Source organism: Mesorhizobium ventifaucium (assembly GCF_935822925.1).
GTDB classification, from domain to species: Bacteria; Pseudomonadota; Alphaproteobacteria; order Rhizobiales; family Rhizobiaceae; genus Mesorhizobium; species Mesorhizobium ventifaucium.
The window spans coordinates 340,308-360,121 of sequence record NZ_CAKXZS010000011.1; the positions used below are offsets into that span (position 1 = coordinate 340,308).

The following is a 19,814-nucleotide window of genomic DNA, read 5'->3' on the forward strand; positions in this document are numbered from 1 at the left end:
ACGGGGAGAAGGGGGCTGGCCGCAACACCAACGCCCTTCCTGCAACGTGGGTGATTGGCGAAATCTTGTATGAGAGCGCCCCTCTCCCCGTCACTATACGGGGAGAGGATGCCGGCAGGCAGGTGAGGGGCGGCGCCGACTTCCGCAGTTGATATTTCCAAATCGAGCAAAGATCGCTTGTCGGGAGCGTCTCACTCACCCCCTGGCCGCCTCTTCGATCTTGGCAATATCAATCTTGGTCATCTGCATCATCGCCTGCATGACACGGCCGGCCTTTTCCGTGTCGGGGTCCTGCAGCAGCCTCGGCAATTGCTCGGGCACGACCTGCCACGAGACGCCGAATTTGTCCTTCAGCCAGCTGCACTGGCTGGGCTCGCCACCGCCCTCGATCAGCCTGTCCCAGAAATAGTCGACCTCCTCCTGCGTCTTGCAGTCGATGGACAGCGAGACTGCCTCGGTGAACTTGAATTGCGGCCCGCCGTTGAGCGCCTGGAACTGAACGCCGTCGAGCTCGAAATAGGTCACCAGCACCTTGCCCTCATTATCGCCGCTGCCCTTGGGCCAGCGCATCACGCTCAGCACCTTCGAGTTCTTGAAGATGGAGATGTAGTGGTTCATGGCCTCCTCGGCCTGGTCGTCGAACCACAGGCAGGGGGTGATCTTTTGCATTTTCTTGCTCCTCGGGCTGTTTGGCTTTGTTGTCACTCGTAAAACGGCCGGCTGGCGATTGATGCCCGTCCGCGCCGTCTGCCCAAGGACGCACGGGCAAAACACGATCCGACAGCACCTCTGACTTTTTTGCGGCCTGAATCGGCTTGCCGTCTTTGGCTCAAGATCCCGGCGCATCGCAAAACCGTGGCCAGACCAGACCGTGGCGTATATAAGGCCGCTCAATTCCGGTTTCCCGCGCCTGTCCGGGTGCGACGCAGACAGCAAGGACATTTTAATGCCCGCCTACCGTTCCCGCACCACCACCCATGGCCGTAACATGGCCGGCGCCCGCGGCCTGTGGCGCGCCACCGGTATGAAGGATTCGGACTTCGGCAAGCCGATCATCGCGGTGGTCAATTCCTTCACCCAGTTCGTGCCGGGTCACGTCCACCTCAAGGATCTCGGCCAGCTGGTCGCCCGCGAGATCGAAAAGGCCGGCGGCGTCGCCAAGGAATTCAACACCATCGCCGTCGACGACGGCATCGCCATGGGCCATGACGGCATGCTCTATTCGCTGCCGTCGCGCGAGCTGATCGCCGACTCGGTCGAGTACATGGTCAATGCCCACTGCGCCGACGCCATGGTCTGTATCTCCAATTGCGACAAGATCACGCCGGGCATGCTGATGGCGTCGCTGCGCCTCAACATCCCGACCGTCTTCGTCTCCGGCGGGCCGATGGAAGCCGGCAAGGTGGTGCTCGCCGGCAAGACGCAGGCGCTCGATCTGGTCGACGCCATGGTCGCTGCCGCCGACGACAAGATCTCCGACGAGGACGTCAAGACGATCGAGCGCTCGGCCTGCCCGACCTGCGGCTCCTGCTCGGGTATGTTCACCGCCAACTCGATGAATTGCCTGACCGAGGCGCTCGGCCTGTCGCTGCCCGGCAACGGTTCGACGCTGGCGACGCACGCCGACCGCAAGCGCCTATTCGTCGAGGCCGGCCATCTGATCGTCGATCTCGCCCAGCGCTACTACGAGCAGGGCGACGACACCGCGCTGCCGCGCAGCATCGCCTCGAAGGGAGCCTTCGAGAATGCGATGACGCTCGACATCGCCATGGGCGGCTCCACCAACACCGTGCTGCACATCCTGGCTGCCGCGCATGAGGGCGAGATCGATTTCGATCAAGACGACATTGACGCGCTGTCACGCAAGGTGCCGGTGCTATGCAAGGTTGCCCCCGCCAAGGCGGATGTGCACATGGAAGACGTCCACCGCGCCGGCGGCATCATGGCGATCCTCGGTCAGCTTGATAACGCCGGACTGATCAACCGCGACCTGCCGACCGTACATACGCGAACGCTCGGCGAAGCGCTCGACCATTGGGATATCTCGCGCACGTCAAGCCAGAATGTTCGCGATTTTTTCCTCGCCGCACCGGGCGGCGTGCCGACGCAGGTCGCCTTCAGCCAGGACCGCCGCTGGGACGAACTCGATCTCGACCGGGAGAGGGGTGTCATCCGCTCGGCCGAATATCCTTTTTCCAAGGACGGTGGCCTTGCCGTGCTCAAGGGCAATCTGGCGCTCGACGGCTGCATCGTGAAGACCGCGGGCGTCGATGAATCGATCCTGAAATTCACCGGCCCGGCCAGGGTGTTCGAAAGCCAGGACGCCAGCGTCAAGGCGATCCTGTCCAACGAGATCAAGGCCGGCGATGTCGTCGTCATCCGCTACGAAGGGCCGCGCGGCGGCCCCGGCATGCAGGAAATGCTCTACCCGACCAGCTATTTGAAGTCGAAGGGCCTCGGCAAGGCCTGTGCGCTGGTCACCGACGGCCGCTTCTCCGGCGGCACCTCCGGCCTGTCGATCGGCCATGCCTCTCCCGAGGCGGCGGAAGGCGGGCTGATCGGACTGGTGCATGAGGGCGACACGATCGAGATCGATATCCCCAACCGCACCATCCGGCTCGCCGTCGACGATGCGGAACTGGCCGCCCGCCGCGCAGCAATGGAGGCCAAGGGAGCTGCCGCATGGAAGCCGGAGGAAAAGCGCAAGCGCAAAGTGACGATGGCCTTGCGCGCCTACGCGTCGATGGCGACCAGCGCCGCCAAGGGCGCGGTAAGGCATGTGCCGGAATAGGTCTGCTTCTTCAAAGGGATGACAGTAGATGACTTTCGACCTTATCGTCCGCGGCGGCACGCTGCCCGACGGCAGGATCGCCGATATCGGCATCATCGGCGAGACGATCGCGGCCATCGAGCCCGAGCTGAACGTTAGCGCGGGCACGGCGATCGACGCCCGTGGCAATCTGATCTCGCCGCCCTTCGTCGATCCGCATTTTCACATGGACGCCACACTCTCGCTAGGCATCCCGCGCATCAACGTGTCGGGCACGCTGCTCGAAGGCATCTCGCTGTGGGGCGAACTGAAGCCGCTGTTGACCCACGAAGCGGTGCGCGACCGCGCGCTCGCCTATTGCGACTGGGCAGTGTCGATGGGCCTGCTCGCCATCCGCAGCCATGTCGATGTCTGCGATGCCAGGCTGCTGGCGGTCGAAGCCCTGCTCGATGTGAAGAAGGCGGTTGCGCCTTATATCGACCTGCAACTGGTCGCCTTTCCGCAGGATGGGTTTTATCGCTCGCCGACGGCGCGCGACAACACCATCCGCGCGCTCGACATGGGTGTCGACATCGTCGGCGGTATTCCGCATTTCGAGCGCACCATGGCCGACGGCACGCGTTCGGTGACGGAACTGTGCGAAATCGCGGCAGAACGCGGCCTCATGGTCGACCTGCATTGCGACGAGACCGATGATCCGCTGTCGCGCCATATCGAACAACTGGCCTATGAGACGCAACGCCTCGGCCTGCAGGGCAGGGTCGCCGGCTCGCATCTTACTTCGATGCACTCGATGGACAACTACTATGTCTCGAAGCTGTTGCCGCTGATCGCCGAGGCAGGCGTCTCGGCAATCCCCAATCCGCTGATCAACATCATGCTGCAGGGCCGCCACGACACATTCCCCAAACGCCGCGGCCTGACGCGGGTCAAGGAAATGCTTGCCCACGGCATCCGCGTCGGCTGGGGCCAGGATTGCGTGCTCGACCCCTGGTATTCGCTGGGCACCGCCGACATGCTCGACGTCGCCTTCATGGGCCTTCACGTCGCCCAGATGTCGAGCCCGGCCGACATGGCGCGCTGCTTCAACATGGTCACCAACGTCAACGCCGCCATCATGGGCCTCGACCATCTCGGCCTGGCGGTCGGCAAGCGCGCCAGCCTCGTCGTCCTCGATGCCGGCGACCCGGTCGAGGCCTTACGCCTGCGTCCCGAGCGCCTCTGCGTCATCGCCAAGGGCAAGGTGGTGGCCGAGCGGGCCAGGCAGGAAACACGGCTCTCGATCGCCGGACGGCCGGCAACAGTGAACCGCAGGCATCGCCCGTCTCAAAACTCCATCGATCAGATTGATAGGTCCTGACCGCAAGTCTACAATCAACCTCCAGTTTTATGCCCGAGGAGGCACACCATGTGGCGCAAGACGGCGATGGTGCTCGCGTTGGCGGCGACCGGTGCAGGCTGCATGACGGCCGAAGACCGTCGTGCCGCGGACGAGGCGAAATGCCGTTCCTACGGCTTCCTCAGGAAGAATGACGCCTTCGCCGAATGTCTGCAGCGCATCGATCTGGCGCGCCGCGCCGACCTGAGAAGTGCGTCGGCTTTCGATCCCTGGGACCGGCCGGTGATCTATCGTTCGATCATCATTCGGGCGCGGCCAAAGTAGGCGTTCAAGCGGCTATCTAGGCCCAGTCGATTTCCGGCTCTGGTCTGGCCAGCTTCCCGAATTCCACTCGTCAAAGCGGCTGCTTGCGTCTACGAACGCTGCTCACCGGCTTTCATGCGTGAGGAAGCGACATCGGCATGGCACAGCCAACAGCCCAGAGTTCGACGATCAGGAACGTGCTTTTGGCTGGCATTCTGCTGATGCTGGCCGGCGATTTCCTGTTTGCGTTGAACGATGCAATGGGCAAATGGCTGGTCGCCAGCTTTTCCGTCGGCCAGGTCGTGTTGATCCGCTCGATCGGCGCCTTTTTCGTGCTCGGTCCAATGATCGCGCGTCAAGGCGCGGCCAGGCTGTTCCGCATGGAGCGCCTGGAACTGCAGGTCTTGCGCGTCGTCATGACTACGCTTGACACGGCGCTGTTTTACGCGGCCGTCGTCTATCTGCCGCTCGCCGACGTCATGAGCTTCTACATGGCGGGGCCGATCTACGTGGCGGCGCTGTCCCATTTGTTGCTTGGTGAAAAGGTCGGCTGGCGCCGCTGGATGGCAATCCTGGTCGGGTTCTGCGGCGTGCTGATCATGCTCGAACCGTCCTCGGCCGCGTTTTCGCTGTCGTCGACCTTCGCGCTGGCCGGAAGCATTTCATTCGCCTTCGCCATCATCCTCAACCGTAGGTTGCGTGGCACCAGCGACACCTCGCTCGTTACCTGGCAAACCATCGGCACGCTGCTGGTCGGCGGGTTTCTCACCATCGGCAACTGGCAGACGCCGTCCTCGCTGGATTTCGGTGCGATGCTGCTTCTTGGCATCGTCTCCTGCGGCGCACATCTGATGATCACCAGGGCGCTGAAGCTGGCGCCGGCATCGACGCTGGCGCCGCTGCATTACAGCCTGCTGCTGTGGGCCGTCATCTTCGGGCTGGCCTTCTTCGGCGACATGCCCGGCCCGCGCATCCTGATCGGCTCGGGCATCATCGTGCTGGCCGGCCTGTTCATCTTCCATCGCCAGAAGGTGGTCGACACCGTGCCGCCCGAAAACGTGCCGAAAGGCGTCAATTAAATCCAGATTTCTCTGGTCCTTAGCCCGCGCGCACTGCCGCCAGATGCCCTGAGAAGTCGGCTGTCCCCATCAGCGCCTTGCAGCGCGCGAAGCGGCCGTCGGCATAGGCGCGGAAATCGTCGACCGGATTGCTGTTGGCAAGCTGGATCAGCCCCCACAGCGTCCACAACAGATCGCACATCGCCTTGTAGACGACGATGCGGCCGTGCTCCGCCGGCGTCGGCTCGCCACCGAAATAGGCAAGCATCATCTCTTCCTCCTGCGCGATGTCGAACTGGCCTTCGACGCTGAGGTCGCCGAGATCCCAGAGCGGATCGTTCATGCCGGAATATTCCCAGTCGACGATCCACATCCTGTCGCCGGTATCGAGAAAATTTTCGCACAGCGGATCGCAGTGGCAGGCGACTAGAGGCAGGGGATGCGCGGCAAGCGCCCAGCGCACGGTTTGCGCCTCGCGCACCACATCGTGGTAGCCGGCAGGCAGGGCGATGTCCTTGGTCGACAGCACCTTCAGATAGTCGTCGATCATCGCAAAAAGCTCGAAACGGAAGGGAAACACCGCGCCGGATGTATGCAATCTGCGGAATGCTTTGCCGGCACGCGCCGGACTGCCCGGCCGGGTCTTGAATTTTTCCGGCGACATCGTCTCGGCGCCGACGACGAAGCGCGTCACCATCACGCCTGTCTCGCCGTCGACATGCAGCAACTCGGGGCTGACGCCGGCCTTGGCGGCTTCCCTTGCCGCCACCGCCTCGTTGGCGCGGTTGATATACTCCTCCGTGCCCTTGCCGGGAATGCGCAGGCAGACATCTCCAGCCCTGAAGACGAGGTTGGTGAGGCCGCCGAGCCGCTCCAGCGGTCCTTCGTAGCCGGCCAGCGCCGGAATGGCTGCAAGCGCCGCGCGTGCTTCCTCGTCCACCATCGCATCTGCCCTTTTTCGCGCCTTATTTGTGGTGACGACGGTTCCACAAATTTCGCCGTTTGGCTATCATCGCCGGCATGCGATTCACTTCAGCGCCGTGCGATCCTGCAGGACGCGCTAAGGACGCTGCGGCGTTTTAATTTTGCGGACAGGACTGCTATGGCGGACAGGAAAAACAAGGGTGCGCTCGCCGCAGCCTATGCGGCGAAGCGGCCAGAGGAGGTGGCGGCGCTCTACGACCGCTGGTCCGACACCTACGACGCCGACATGTCGGCGGCCGGTTATCGCCATCCGACCATCTGCCTCGCTTTGCTTGCCCGCCACCTGCCGCGCGGCGCGGCACCGCTCCTCGATGCCGGTGCCGGCACCGGGCTCATCGGCGAATGGCTGAAGATCGCGGGCTATCCGCAGGTCGAGGCGCTCGACATTTCCGAAGGCATGCTGGCCCAGGCAGCGCGCAAGGGCGCCTATTCGGCGCTTCACTGCCTGGCGCTCGGCGGGCCGCTGCCCTTCGCGGATGATGCCTATGCCGGCATCATATCGGCCGGCGTCTTCACCTCGGGCCATGTCGGCGCCGAGGGGCTGGACGAACTGATCCGCATCTGCCGGCCGGGCGGGATAATCGTGCTGACGGTCAAGAACACGCTGTGGGACGGCGGCTTTTCCAGACGGATCGCCGACCTCGAGGCGAAGGGCGTCGTTACGCGCGCCGAGGAGACATCGCCCTATGTCTCGATGCCGGGCGAGGCCGACACCGTGCCGAGCCGGGGGGTGGTTCTGCGCGTGAACTGATTATCCCGCTCTAGCAGACTTCTTCAACAGCCTGCTAGGCTCTGATCTTTTCTCCGGCCGGGTCGTAAAGCGGCTCGAGGTGGATTTTTGCCGGCGTCCGCTCCATCGCCACCACCAGCTCGTAATCGCCGCAGGCGAGGAAATCGTCGCTCACGCCGTCGGCGTTGCGCACATAGCCGTAGCCGATGTTCTTGCCGACCGTGTAGCCATAGCCGCCACTGGTCAGGTAGCCGACCGGCTCGCTGTTGCGCAGGATCGTTTCGCGCCCGAGCAGCACGATCTCGCAATCATCGACGGTGAAGCCGGCAAAGCGTTTTTTCAGCGCCGTGCCGCTGATCTCTTCCAGCGCCCGCCGCCCGAGAAAATCTGTATTCTTGCGAAGCTTCACCGCCCAGCCGAGTCCGGCCTCCTGCGGCGTGTCGTTGGGCGTGATGTCGGAGCCCCAGGCGCGGTAGCCTTTTTCCAGCCGCAGCGATTCCAGCGCCCTGTAGCCGACCGGGCGGATGTTGTATTTCTCGCCCGCGGTCATCAGCGCGTCGAAGATTTCGCCCGTCGCCGCGATCGGCACATGCAGCTCCCAGCCGAGCTCGCCGACATAGGTGACGCGCAGCGCCCGAACTGTGTGGCCGGCGATAGGGATTTCCCGCACATGTCCGAACGGGAACGCGGTGTTCGACACATCCGCATCGGTCACCGCAGCCAGCACGTCGCGGGCGCGTGGCCCCATCAGCGACAGCGTGCCGAAATCCTCGGTGACATCGGTGAGCGTCACGTCGAGCTCGTTGCCGACATGGTCGCCGATCCACGAGAAGTCATGAGTCCTAAAGCCGGTGCCGGTGACGAGGTAGAATCGGTCTTCGCCGAGCCGAGCCACGGTCAGGTCGGCCTCGATACCGCCGCGCGTGTTGAGAAGCTGGGTGTAGGTCAGCCGGCCGACCGGCTTGGCGACGTCGTTGGCGCAGATCCAGTCGAGCGCCTTCAGCGCATCCGCACCGGTCATTTCGTATTTGGCGAAGGACGACTGGTCGAAGATGCCGACGTGCTCGCGCACGTGCCGGTGCTCGTCGCCGACCGGCGAAAACCAGTTCTGCCGGCCCATCGAATAGATGTCCTTCGGCTCGACGCCTTCGGGCGCAAACCAGTTCGGCCGCTCCCAACCGAGCTTGGAGCCGAACACGGCGTGGTGCTTTTGCAGCCGTTCATAGAGCGGCGACACGATCCGTGGCCGACCCGTGACATACTCCTCATGCGGGAAGCCGATCGTGTAGTGATTGCCATAGGCTTCAAGCGTGCGGTCGCGGACCCATTGCCGGTCGCGGTGCAGGTCGGAAAAGCGCCTGATATCGACCACCCACAGGTCGAGTGGCGCCTCGCCGTCGATCACCCACTGCGCCAGCACCCAGCCGGCGCCGCCGCCTGCCGCGATGCCGAAGGCGTTGAAGCCGGCGCCGACGAACATGTTGGCGCATTCGGGCGCCACGCCGAGAATGAAATTGCCGTCCGGCGTAAAACTTTCCGGCCCGTTGATCATCTGCTTGACGCCGACGGTTTCGAGCGCCGGAACCCGCGTGACCGCCTGGTTCATATGCTGCTCGAAATGATAGTAATCGTCGTCGAACAGCCGGAACTGCCAGTCGTCAGGGACATCGCCGCCGGGAAGGTCAGTCGTCCAGGCTTGCGGGTTCGGCTCATAGCCGCCCATCACCAGCCCGCCGACCTCCTCCTTGAAGTAGATGCGGCGGTCGGGATCGCGGATCGTCGGCGCATCGGTCGCCAACCCGTCTATTTTTTCGGTGACGATGTACTGGTGCTTCACCGGCTGCAGCGGCACGTTGATGCCGGCTAGCGCCCCGACCTGCCGCGCCCATTGCCCGGCACAGTTCACCACCTTGTCGCAGGCGATATCGCCCCTGTTGGTCTTCACCGCGGTGATGCGGCCATCCTTCATGTCGAAGCCGGTGACGCGGACATCCTCGAACAGCCTGGCGCCATGCATGCGCGCGCCTTTGGCCAGCGACTGCGTGATGTCGGAAGGGCTTGCCTGGCCGTCGGTCGCCAGCCAGCTGGCGCCGACGAGATCGCCGGTTTCCAGCAGCGGCCACATTGCGTGGATCTCGGCCGGTGACAGCAACTGCATATCCATGCCAAAGCTTTTCGCCGTCGTCGCCAGCCTCTTATACTCGATCCAGCGGTCGGCATTGGTGGCGAGCCTGAGGCACCCGGTCATCTTCCAGCCGGTAGCGAGCCCGGTTTCGGCTTCCAGCCCCTTGTAGAGATCGACCGAATATTTGAGCACGCGGGTGATCGAGGCCGAAGACCGCAATTGACCGACCAGCCCCGCCGCATGCCATGTCGAGCCCGAAGTCAGTTTGCCCTGTTCCAGGAGCACGACATCGGCCTTGTGGTCCCGCGCCAGATGATAAGCCGTCGAACAGCCGATTATGCCGCCGCCGATGACGACGATCTCGGCGTGGGCGGGCAATGTCATGATTTCTGTCCGTATTTTGTTCTGTAGTTTTCCAGCGCGGCATCGAGCCGCGTCAGGTTTTCGCAGGTATAGGCGACGTAGTCGATGCCGGGCGCGTCGAGATAAAGTTCGGAAACCATGCTCCACATCGCCTCGCGCAGCAGCGATGCGCATTGCATGGCCGCATGCGAGCGGCGGATCGCCTCGTCCGGCTCCTTCATGAAATAGGCGGTCAGGAAGGCGAAGGACTCCTCGTCGTTCATGCTGGCGTTCGAGGCGGCGCCGGCGAGGTCGAACATCGCCGTGTTGAAGCCGGCATACTCAAAATCGATGAGCCACAGCCTATGGCCGTCGTCGAGAATGTTAGCCGGCAAGAGATCGTTGTGACCGAAGACGATCGGCAGCAATTTCTGCGCCCGTTCGAGCTCATCTGCAAGCGTCAGCAGCCGCGGCAACTCGCTTCGCATCCGGCTGTCGGCTTCCTCCAGCGTGCGCGCATAGTCGCGGATGACATGGAATACCCAGAACATGAAGCCGGCGCCGGTGACATGATTGGGCATCTCGCGATGGAAGCCGCGCATCAGGGCGGCGACGCGGTCGATATTGGCGCGGACGTCTTCCGCGACATAGGTCTTGGCGCCGAGAAATTCCGTCACCAGGATGCCGGGCTCGGAATGGTGGACCGCCGGCGCGAAGCCGGCGGCATGCGCCGCGCGCGCGGTCATCACCTCGCGCTCGCGAAAGACGTGATGGAACGGAAAGTCCTGGCCAAAGCGCACGACATGCCGCCCGGCGGCATCCTTGACCAGATAGTTGGCGTTGCTCAGGCCGCCCGGCAGCGGCGCGATCTCAATGCTGCCGGTCCAGCAGGGCAGGGCACGGATGCGATCCTCGGCGGTCACAGGTTCATCCCTCGTTGCGCGGGGGTCAAGGCGTCGCGGGCGACGCAAAGATGGCGGCCGGCAGGAGGGAGCAATGCGAAGTTCTCGTCGGTGCGGGATCCCGGGATCGGTATCCCGCACCGCACCGACGAGCCCCTGTGCCGGGTTCCTTGACTCCGGCATCCGCCCCCGCGGATTCAAAAAAGTCCTTTTCCCTTACGTCAGACGATTTCCCGGACGTTCGGGCAGGCGAATTTCGGTGCGGCTCTGCCATCGTTCTCCCGTGGCAGTTCCGAAGCCTGTCACAAGCCAGTGTCACGCCATGTGATCTGGCTTGTCAACGAAAACTTGTGGCTTTTTGCCCGAAATCACAGGGATTTCTTGTAGGCTGTGGCCAATTTGCCTTAGATGCGGTCAGTAGCGCAACAAACCGATTGGGTGAGACCGATGCACTCGAAGCGGCATGGCGAAATCCTGCGTCTCCTCCATGAGGAAGGCACCGTCACCATCGCCAGCCTGGCCGACCGGCTGGGCGTCTCGCTGGAGACCGTGCGCCGCGACGTCAAGCCGCTGACCAGCGCCGGATCGATCCTGAAGATGCATGGCGCCGTCGGCCTGCCGTCGATGGCCGGCGAGGCGCCGTTCGAGCGGCGCATGCGCGAGAATGCCGATGCCAAGCGCGCCATCGCCCGCATGGTTGCCGCCACCATCCGCGACGGCGAATCGATCATGCTCGACACCGGCACCACCACCTCTTTCCTGGCCCGCGAACTGCTCGGCCACCGGCGGTTGACGGTGGTCACCAACTCCTCCGACATCGCCCGCACGCTGGCCACGGTCAACGGCAACAAGGTCTATATGGCCGGCGGCGAACTGCGCAGCGATTCGGGCGCCGCCTTCGGCGTCTCGGCCATCGAATTCGTCAGCCGCTTTTCCGTCGGCCACGCTGTGATCTCCACCGGCGCGGTCGATGCCGTCACCGGCGTGATGGACTATGATCTGGAAGAGGCGGAATTCGCCCGCATGGTGCTGTCGCGCGGCCAGCGCTCGCTCGTCATCACCGACCACACCAAGTTCGGGCGCCAGGGCCTGGTCCAAGTCTGCGGCCTCGACGGTTTTTCCGAACTCGCCACCGATCGGCCGCCGCCGCGCGCCATTGCCGCAGCCCTTGGGGACGCGGGCGCGCGGCTCAGCATTGCCGGCAGCGAAAGCGCGACCTGACCTGGCCAGAGCAGTAAAGCGGTCAGCCTGAGATCGGCGGCTTTTCTTCCTTGCCGTCCCGGTGTTTAGTCCGGCGATGGCCTTCACCATCCGCCAATTGCAGTTCTTCATCGCCGTCGCCGAGCAAGGCACGGTGTCTGGCGCCGCCCAAAACCTGTCCATCTCGCAATCGTCGGTCACCGAGGCGATCAAAGAACTCGAAGGCGATCTCGGCGTCGAACTGTTCGAGCGCCATCCGCGCGGCCTCAACATCACTCACAAGGGCCACCAGTTCCTGCGCCACGCGACAAAAATCCTTGCCGACGTTTCCGATGCGCGCCGCGCCTTCTCCGGCGAGCAAGCGGCGGCTGGCGGCCGGTTGCAACTCGGCGTCACCTCGCTGGTCGCCGGCTATGTGCTGTCCGACCTTCTCGCCCGCTATCGCCGCGCCTATCCGGGCGTCGAGATCTCGGCCATCGAGGACAATGGCGACTACCTCGAACATCTGCTGATCGGCGGCAAGCTCGACATCGCCGTGATGGTGACCTCGAACCTGCGCGACCGCACCGCCCTGCAATCGGAAATTCTCGAAGTCTCGCCCTACCGGCTATGGCTACCGCTTGGCCATCCGCTGTCCGGCGCCGACATCATCGGCATTGGCGATATCGCGTCGGAGCCGCTGATCATGCTGACCGTCGACGAGATCGAAGAGAATACCGGAAAACTGCTGGCGGCGATCGCCGCCAAGCCGCATGTCGCCTTCCGCACCCGCTCGGTCGAAGCGGTGCGCAGCCTCGTTGCTACCGGCGCCGGCGTGGCGCTGCTGCCCGACCTCGTCTACCGGCCATGGTCGCTGGAAGGCGACCGCATCGAATCGCGCGATATTTCGGGCTCATTGCCGGTTGTCCAGGTCGGCACGGTCTGGCGGCGCGGCTCCGGCCTGCCGCAGTCGGCGCGCGATTTCATTGGGCTTGCCCAGTCGCAGCGCATGGTTCGTCAGCGGCCGGACAAGAACGGCCGCTGATCTATCGGAAAAACCGATATCGCCTTTCTGACAAATGAATTTGCGAAACCGGAGATTTCACAGCACCTTTAACTGTCAGGGACAAGCCGCCGCGACAGTGCGGCCCCTCAAATGGGAGATCGACGATGAATTCATTCCTGAAGTCCTGCACTGCATTGACGGTCGCGCTGGCCTTCTCCGGCCAGGCGATCGCCCAGGTCACGGAACTCGGCAAGGGCGAAGGCCAGGTCAACATTGTCGCCTGGCCCGGCTATATCGAACGCGGCGAAACCGACAAGAACTATGATTGGGTCACGTCTTTCGAGAAGAACACAGGCTGCAAGGTCAATATCAAGACCGCCAACACCTCCGACGAGATGGTCGCGCTGATGAACGAGGGCGGCTTCGACCTCGTCACCGCCTCGGGCGACGCGTCGCTGCGCCTCGTTGCCGGCAAGCGGGTCCAGCCGATCAACACCGATCTGATCCCGAGCTGGAACACGGTCGACGACCGGCTCAAGGATGCGCCATGGTTCACGGTCGGCGGCGTCCACTACGGCGCTCCCTACCAGTGGGGACCGAATGTGCTGATGTACAACACCGAGGTGTTCAAGGAAGCGCCGAAGAGCTGGAACGTCGTCTTCGAGGAGATGACATTGCCTGACGGCAAGTCGAACAAGGGCCGCGTCCAGGCCTATGACGGGCCGATCCACGTCGCCGATGCCGCCAACTATCTGATGTTTCACAAGCCGGAGCTCGGCATCAAGGATCCCTACGAGCTGACCGAGGATCAGTACAAGGCCGCCCTCGATCTGCTGCGCGTCCAGCGCACGCTGGTCGGCCGCTACTGGCATGACGCCGCCATCCAGGTCGACGATTTCCAGAACGAAGGCGTCGTTGCCTCCGGTTCATGGCCCTACCAGGTCAACACGCTGGTTGCTGCCAAGCAGCCGGTCGCTTCGACCATCCCCCAGGAAGGCGTCACCGGCTGGGCCGACACGACCATGCTGGCAGCCGACGCAGCCCACCCGAACTGCGCCTATATGTGGATGGAGCACTCGCTATCGCCGAAAGTGCAGGGCGATGTCTCCGCCTGGTTCGGTTCGCTGCCGGTGGTGCCGGCTGCCTGCAAGGGCAACGAACTGCTCGGCGACGAAGGCTGCAAGACCAACGGCTACGACAATTTCGAAAAGATCAAGTTCTGGAAGACGCCGGTGTCGAAATGCGCCACCCAGGACCAGTGCGTGCCTTACTATCGCTGGGTGTCGGACTATATCGGCGTCATCGGCGGGCGGTGAGTTCGTCTCGCATTGCTGGCAAGTTGGCGCTGCCCCTCACCCTTACCCTCTCCCCGTGAAGAACGGGGAGAGGGGGATCGCCAGCGTTGCGGCTGCCCCTTTTCCCCGTCTCTATACGGGGAGAAGGTGCCGGCAGGCGGATGAGGGGCGGCGCTGTCGCCTGAATTGACGAGCCTGGCAGATCAGGACATCCCATGACATCAGCCGTTTCCTTCCAAAAAGTCTCGCGCCATTTCGGCAGCGTGCGCGCCGTCGATATGGTCGACCTCGACATCGTGTCGGGCGAGTTCTTCGCCATGCTTGGACCTTCGGGTTCCGGCAAGACGACCTGTCTGCGGCTGATCGCCGGCTTCGAGCAGCCGACATCGGGGTCGATCTCCATTTTCGGCGAACGCGCCGAAGGCGTCCCGCCCTATCGCCGCAACGTCAACACCGTATTCCAGGACTACGCGCTGTTCCCGCATCTGAACGTGCTCGACAATGTCGCCTATGGGCTGATGGTCAAGGGCGTCGGCAAGCCCGAGCGGCAGAAGGCGGCGGAGGAGGCGCTGTCGCTGGTCCGGCTTCCCGGCTACGGCGCCCGCCGCCCCGGCCAGCTCTCCGGCGGTCAGCGCCAGCGCGTCGCGCTCGCCCGCGCGCTGGTCAACCAGCCCAAAGTGCTGCTGCTCGATGAGCCGCTTGGCGCGCTCGACCTCAAGCTGCGCGAGAACATGCAGGAGGAGCTGAAGTCGCTGCAGAAGGCGCTCGGCATCACCTTCGTTTTCGTCACGCACGACCAGGGCGAGGCACTGTCCATGGCCGACCGCGTCGCCGTGTTCAACGACGGCAAGGTCATGCAGATCGGTACGCCGGAGGACATCTACCAGCGCCCGAAGACGCGCTTCGTCGCCGATTTCGTCGGCTCGTCCAATGTGCTGCCGCCGGAATTCGTCCAGCGTTATTCCGGCCAGCATCGCTGGGCCAGCCTGCGCCCTGAATCCATTCGCATCGGCCGTGCCGCCAAGGGCGACGGCGTGGCCGCTCGCCTTGTTTCGACCAATTATCTCGGCGCCACGACCAGACTGGCGCTCGATGCCGACGGGTTGAGATTGCATGCGATCGTGCCGGCCGGTGCCACCTTGCCTAAGGAGGGTGAGGCTGTCGTGCTCACCTTCAACCGCGAGCATTTGCATTTGATGGACGAGCCGGCATGAGGGCGGTGAGGAAAGTCTTGGCTGACAGGCCAAGTGCGGCGATTCACGGCGCCCCCCTCTGTCCTGCCCACTTTGCCATCACTTGGCATCTCCCCCACTTGGGGGGAGATCGGCAGCTTCGCCAGTGGCGCCTCTTCTGCAACGTTCGTGATTGGCGAAAGCAGTCGCGACAGCCAATCTCCCCCCTCGTGGGGGAGATGTCCGGCAGGACAGAGGGGGGCGCGAAGGAACGCGGCCAGTCGAAGGAACCATGACTCTGACCGCGACCCAGGCAAAACCTGCCCCAGCCCTCCTTCCCCGCGCCGGCGGCGTGCGCGGCGCCCTGTCCGACCTGTTCTGGCGCAGGCCCAAGCTGCTGCTGCTGTTGATGCTGCTGCCGCCGGTGCTGTGGCTCGGCATCGTCTATGTCGGCTCGCTGTTGGCGCTGCTGTTGCAGAGTTTTTTCTCGATCGACGAGTTCTCCGGCCTCATCAACCGGCAGTTCACGCTGAAGACCTATGGCGACCTGCTGCAGGCCGCCAATCTCGACATCATCCTGCGCACGGTGACGATGGCGGCCCTGGTCACGCTCGCCTCGGCGATCATCGCCTTTCCCATCGCCTATTACGCGGCCCGCTATGCACGTGGTCGCTGGAAGGCGCTGTTCTATCTGGGCGTGATGCTGCCGCTGTGGTCGAGCTATCTGGTCAAGATTTATGCCTGGAAGCTGATCCTCGCCAAGGAAGGCATCCTGACCTGGCTGCTCGCCAAGCTGCATCTTCTATGGCTGCTTGATGGCTGGCTGTCGCTGCCGATCGTCGGCGGCAATTCTCTGTCGGTGTCCTCCACCGGCACCTTCATCGTCTTCGTCTACGTCTGGTTGCCGTTCATGATCCTGCCGGTGCAGGCGGCGCTCGAGCGCGTGCCGGGCAATCTGGTCGAGGCCTCGTCCGATCTCGGCGCCTCGCCCGGCCAGACCTTCCGCAACGTGCTGTTCCCGCTGGCGCTGCCGGGCATCGTCGCCGGCTCGATCTTCACCTTCTCACTGACGCTTGGCGACTACATCATCCCGCAGATCATCGGCACCTCGCGGCTGTTCATCGGCCAGGCCGTCTATTCGCAGCAGGGCACCGCCGGCAACATCCCGCTCGCAGCCGCCTTCACCGTGGTGCCGATCGTCATCATGGGCTTCTATCTCTGGGGTGCCAAGCGCATGGGGGCCTTCGATGCGCTCTGATGGCTCATCATCCGCCCCTCTCGGCCTGAAGGTCGCCGCCACCGGCGGCCTGCTGTTCCTGCATCTGCCGATCTTCCTGATCTTCATCTATGCCTTCACGACCGAGGAAAAGAGCTTCGCCTGGCCGCCGCCGGGGCTGACCACGCAATGGTTCGCCGTCACCTGGAACCGCCCGGACGTGTGGGAAGCGCTGTCGCTGTCGGTCCGCGTCGCCGCTATCTCGACACTCGTCGCTCTGGTCCTCGGCACGCTCTGCGCGGCCGCCGTGTCGCGAACGCGGTTCTTTGGCCGCGAAACCATCTCGCTGCTGGTAATCCTGCCGATCGCGCTGCCCGGCATCATCACCGGCATCGCGCTGCGTTCGGCCTTTTCGCTGGCCGAGATTCCGTTTTCGTTCTGGACGATCGTGCTCGGCCACGCAACCTTCTGCGTCGTCGTCGTCTACAACAACGCCGTCGCCCGCTTTCGCCGCACTTCCGGCTCGATGATCGAGGCGTCGATGGACCTCGGCGCCGACGGCTTCCAGACCTTTCGCCATGTCGTGCTGCCCAACATCGCCACCGCGCTGCTTGCCGGCGGCATGCTTGCCTTTGCGCTGTCGTTCGACGAGGTCATCGTCACCACCTTCACCGCAGGCCAGCAGCAGACGCTGCCGATCTGGATGCTGGAAGAGCTGATCCGTCCGCGCCAGCGCCCGGTCACCAATGTCGTGGCCATGGTCGTCGTGCTGGTGACGCTGCTGCCCATCCTCGTCGCCTATTACCTGACCCGCGACGGTGACCAGATCGCCGGTTCGGGCAAATGACGTCAAGAATCCACAAGGGAGAGACTGCCATGGACACAAAGATGCTGATCGGCTCGAGATTCGAGAAGGGCACCGAGACCGAGGAGCCGATCCTCAATCCAAAGACCGGGGCGGCTATCCTCAACCTGCCTGAAGCCAGCCAGGCACAGATCGAGGCCGCGGTGCTGGCGGCCGAAAACGCCTTCGTCACCTGGTCGCGCACCACGCCGGCGCAGCGCTCAGCCTATCTCCTGAAGATCGCCGATCGCATCGAGGCCGCGGCACAGGATTTCGCCGCCCTCGAGGCGCTCAATTGCGGCAAGCCGATCAATGCCGTGCTCAACGACGAAATCCCGGCGATCGTCGACTGCTACCGCTTCTTTGCCGGCGCTGTCCGCTCGATGCCCGGCCAGGTCGCCGGCGAGTACATTCCCGGCCACACTTCGATGGTCCGCCGCGACGCAATCGGCGTCGTCGCTTCGATTGCGCCATGGAACTATCCGTTGATGATGATGGCCTGGAAGCTGGCGCCGGCGATTGCCGGCGGCAACACTGTCGTCTTCAAGCCGTCGGAGCAGACGCCGCTGACCGCGCTGAAGCTGGCCAAGATCCTCGCCGAAATCCTGCCCGAGGGCGTCGTCAATGTCGTGCTCGGCCGCGGCGACAGCGTCGGCAACACGCTGATCAACCACCCGAAGGTCAACATGATTTCGATTACGGGCGACGTAGCCACCGGCAAGAAGGTGCTGCAGGCCGCCGCCAAATCGGTCAAGCGCACACATCTCGAACTCGGCGGCAAGGCGCCGGTCATCGTCTTCGACGACGCCGATCTCGGCGCGGTGGTCAATGGCCTGCGCGCCTTCGGCTACTACAACGCCGGCCAGGACTGCACCGCGGCGTGTCGCATCTATGCCGGCAAGAAGATCTACGACAAGCTTGTTGCCGATCTTTCCTCCGCCGTCTCGACCATCAAATACAACCGCCCCGACGACACCGAGAACGAGATCGGGCCGCTCATCTCACGCCGCCAGCGCGACCGCGTCTCGAGCTTCGTCGAGCGCGCCTCGGAACTGAAGCACATCGAGATCACCACCGGCGGCAGGCCGGGCGAGGGCTCCGGCTTCTTCTACCAGCCGACCGTCGTCGCCGGCGCGCTGCAGGAAGACGAGATCGTGCGCCGTGAAGTGTTCGGGCCGGTCGTCTCCGTCACTCGTTTTTCCGAGGTCGACGAGGCGGTGAACTGGGCCAACGACAGCGATTATGGCCTCGCGTCCTCGGTGTGGACCAAGGATGTCTCGCGCGCCATGGCGACAGCCGCCCGTCTGCAATATGGCTGCACCTGGATCAACACCCACTTCATGCTGACCAACGAGATGCCGCATGGCGGGCTGAAGCAGTCCGGCTACGGCAAGGACATGTCGCTCTATGCGCTGGAGGATTATACCGCCGTCCGCCATGTGATGGTTGCGCACGGGTAGTCTCCCTTCTCCCCGTGACGGGGAGAAGGTGGCCCGAAGGGCCGGATGAGGGGCAGCACAAGCCTTTGCCAAGCTGGCGCCAACCCTCATCCGCCGGTCGGCGTCTTCTCCCGTAAATGAAGAGAACTCCACGATGCTGGTGCCTGACACGACATAGGGCTCCATCTCCTTGCCCCATTTGGCGTGGGCGTCGATCTTGCCGATCTTGGCGAAGAACTCCTCCAGATGGGCAAGGCTTTCGACCTGATGATGCGACTCGACCGTTGCCTCTCTTGCGCCGATCGAGCCGGTCATGATCTGGAACTCGAGGTCGGCCAGACCGACCTGCGAGCCGATCTCGTGTTCCCATTTTTTCAACAAGTCGAGCACTGTCTGCTTGTGCCCGAACTTGGCGTCGATCTGCCATCTGGCGCTGAACATGGCTGCCTCCTCACTCGTCCCAGGCCTGCACGACGGTCTGCCGCGCAATCTGGCCGTCCTTCAGCTCCAGCATCGCCGCGCAGAATACCTTTGTGCCATCCGGGTAGGTGCAGGCCTGGGTGAAGGCGAGGTTGTCGCCATCGGCGATGGTGGTGTCGACCTTGTGGGTCATCGCACGGCTGCAGATGTCGTCCCAGAACGTGCTGATCGCCGCGCGCCCGCGGATTTCCCGCGGCTTGCTCGGCGGATTGTTGCGGTCGATAACTCGCACCAGCGCGTCATCGGCATAGAAGCTCGACAGCATCTTTCCGTCACGGCCTTCGATCGCATTCTTGATCGCCGCACCGTCCACGGCCTGGGTCTTGGTCTGCATTTTCTCCTCCATATGCCCGTCTTCACGATCGGGCGTTTAGATTGGGAAGAATTGATAGCGGTTACATGGCTTCGGCCGCTTCGCCCGAAAGCGCCATGGCTCCTATGGCCCGTCCGGGCCAGTGTGCCTGGCCGAGAACGCCGCTGCCGCGGCCCGCGACGGCAGATCGAGCTTGAGCAGTATGTTGGCGACATGGCGCTTGACCGTATGCTCGCTCAGCCTGAGCTCGGTGGCGATGGCGGCATTGCTCTTGCCGTCGGCGATCAGGCTCACCACCTCGCTTTCGCGCGCCGTCA

The 19,814-nt window shown here is 63.7% G+C and carries 18 protein-coding genes and 1 pseudogene; 12 read left to right on the forward strand and 7 right to left on the reverse strand.

Annotation, left to right across the window (positions count from 1 at the left end; translation table 11 throughout):
* Window positions 1-195 precede the first annotated feature (195 nt).
* A complete protein-coding gene (locus NMG70_RS09875; RefSeq protein ID WP_077376998.1) occupies window positions 196-669 on the reverse strand; it encodes a VOC family protein in 474 nt (157 codons plus the stop codon).
* A gap of 277 nt (window positions 670-946) precedes the next feature.
* Between NMG70_RS09875 and ilvD the strand changes: the two genes are divergently transcribed.
* From ilvD to NMG70_RS09895, 4 genes are all read left to right on the forward strand, one after another.
* A complete protein-coding gene (ilvD, locus tag NMG70_RS09880; protein WP_254024307.1) occupies window positions 947-2,791 on the forward strand; it encodes a dihydroxy-acid dehydratase in 1,845 nt (614 codons plus the stop codon).
* A gap of 28 nt (window positions 2,792-2,819) precedes the next feature.
* The gene (locus NMG70_RS09885) at window positions 2,820-4,130 is read left to right on the forward strand and encodes an amidohydrolase family protein (RefSeq protein WP_254024308.1); all 1,311 of its coding nucleotides are present in this window, start codon (window positions 2,820-2,822) and stop codon (window positions 4,128-4,130) included.
* 48 nt (window positions 4,131-4,178) lie between these two features.
* Window positions 4,179-4,433 (forward strand): hypothetical protein, encoded by a 255-nt coding sequence (locus NMG70_RS09890; protein WP_254024309.1) that lies wholly within the window; start codon window positions 4,179-4,181, stop codon window positions 4,431-4,433.
* A gap of 137 nt (window positions 4,434-4,570) precedes the next feature.
* Complete coding sequence (locus NMG70_RS09895) at window positions 4,571-5,491, forward strand: DMT family transporter (RefSeq protein ID WP_254024310.1); 921 nt, start codon at window positions 4,571-4,573, stop codon at window positions 5,489-5,491.
* Window positions 5,492-5,510: 19 nt separating this feature from the next.
* Here the strand turns inward: NMG70_RS09895 and NMG70_RS09900 are convergent, their stop codons facing one another.
* On the reverse strand, window positions 5,511-6,413 hold the full coding sequence (locus tag NMG70_RS09900; protein WP_254024311.1) for a phosphotransferase family protein: 903 nt from the start codon (window positions 6,411-6,413) through the stop codon (window positions 5,511-5,513).
* 159 nt (window positions 6,414-6,572) lie between these two features.
* On the opposite strand from NMG70_RS09900, the gene NMG70_RS09905 reads away from it, so the two are divergent.
* The gene (locus NMG70_RS09905; protein ID WP_254024312.1) at window positions 6,573-7,205 is read left to right on the forward strand and encodes a class I SAM-dependent DNA methyltransferase; all 633 of its coding nucleotides are present in this window, start codon (window positions 6,573-6,575) and stop codon (window positions 7,203-7,205) included.
* Window positions 7,206-7,239: 34 nt separating this feature from the next.
* On the opposite strand, the gene NMG70_RS09910 is transcribed toward NMG70_RS09905, so the two are convergent.
* Both NMG70_RS09910 and NMG70_RS09915 read right to left on the reverse strand, forming a co-directional pair.
* Window positions 7,240-9,693 carry a GcvT family protein gene (locus tag NMG70_RS09910; protein ID WP_254024313.1) on the reverse strand — a complete coding sequence of 818 codons (2,454 nt, stop codon included), beginning with the start codon at window positions 9,691-9,693 and terminating at the stop codon, window positions 7,240-7,242.
* A complete protein-coding gene (locus NMG70_RS09915) occupies window positions 9,690-10,574 on the reverse strand; it encodes a phosphotransferase family protein (RefSeq protein ID WP_254024314.1) in 885 nt (294 codons plus the stop codon). The genes NMG70_RS09910 and NMG70_RS09915 overlap by 4 nt, the downstream gene beginning before the upstream one ends.
* A gap of 426 nt (window positions 10,575-11,000) precedes the next feature.
* On the opposite strand from NMG70_RS09915, the gene NMG70_RS09920 reads away from it, so the two are divergent.
* The 7 genes from NMG70_RS09920 (at window position 11,001) to NMG70_RS09950 (ending at window position 18,725) form a co-directional block, all read left to right on the forward strand.
* Window positions 11,001-11,774, forward strand: a complete 774-nt coding sequence (locus NMG70_RS09920; protein ID WP_254024315.1) for a DeoR/GlpR family DNA-binding transcription regulator — start codon at window positions 11,001-11,003, stop codon at window positions 11,772-11,774.
* 76 nt (window positions 11,775-11,850) lie between these two features.
* Entirely contained in the window at window positions 11,851-12,777 is a 927-nt protein-coding gene (locus NMG70_RS09925) for a LysR family transcriptional regulator (RefSeq protein ID WP_254024316.1), read from the forward strand.
* Window positions 12,778-12,902: 125 nt separating this feature from the next.
* Window positions 12,903-14,054 (forward strand): ABC transporter substrate-binding protein, encoded by a 1,152-nt coding sequence (locus tag NMG70_RS09930; RefSeq protein ID WP_254024317.1) that lies wholly within the window; start codon window positions 12,903-12,905, stop codon window positions 14,052-14,054.
* Between the two features lie 194 nt (window positions 14,055-14,248).
* Window positions 14,249-15,247 (forward strand): ABC transporter ATP-binding protein, encoded by a 999-nt coding sequence (locus NMG70_RS09935; protein WP_254024318.1) that lies wholly within the window; start codon window positions 14,249-14,251, stop codon window positions 15,245-15,247.
* 250 nt (window positions 15,248-15,497) lie between these two features.
* Window positions 15,498-16,463, forward strand: a complete 966-nt coding sequence (locus tag NMG70_RS09940) for an ABC transporter permease (RefSeq protein ID WP_254024319.1) — start codon at window positions 15,498-15,500, stop codon at window positions 16,461-16,463.
* Window positions 16,453-17,268, forward strand: coding sequence for an ABC transporter permease (locus NMG70_RS09945; RefSeq protein WP_254024320.1), 816 nt, complete (start codon window positions 16,453-16,455; stop codon window positions 17,266-17,268). Before NMG70_RS09940 ends, NMG70_RS09945 begins: the two co-directional genes overlap by 11 nt.
* A gap of 29 nt (window positions 17,269-17,297) precedes the next feature.
* Complete coding sequence (locus NMG70_RS09950) at window positions 17,298-18,725, forward strand: gamma-aminobutyraldehyde dehydrogenase (RefSeq protein ID WP_254024321.1); 1,428 nt, start codon at window positions 17,298-17,300, stop codon at window positions 18,723-18,725.
* A gap of 132 nt (window positions 18,726-18,857) precedes the next feature.
* Here the strand turns inward: NMG70_RS09950 and NMG70_RS32895 are convergent.
* The 3 genes and pseudogenes from NMG70_RS32895 to NMG70_RS09960 all read right to left on the reverse strand — a co-directional run.
* Window positions 18,858-19,145, reverse strand: a pseudogene (locus tag NMG70_RS32895) (hypothetical protein); the annotation flags it as partial.
* Window positions 19,146-19,155: 10 nt separating this feature from the next.
* Entirely contained in the window at window positions 19,156-19,518 is a 363-nt protein-coding gene (locus tag NMG70_RS09955) for a nuclear transport factor 2 family protein (protein WP_254024322.1), read from the reverse strand.
* Window positions 19,519-19,620: 102 nt separating this feature from the next.
* Window positions 19,621-19,791 carry a helix-turn-helix domain-containing protein gene (locus NMG70_RS09960; RefSeq protein ID WP_254024323.1) on the reverse strand — a complete coding sequence of 57 codons (171 nt, stop codon included), beginning with the start codon at window positions 19,789-19,791 and terminating at the stop codon, window positions 19,621-19,623.
* Window positions 19,792-19,814: the final 23 nt, after the last annotated feature.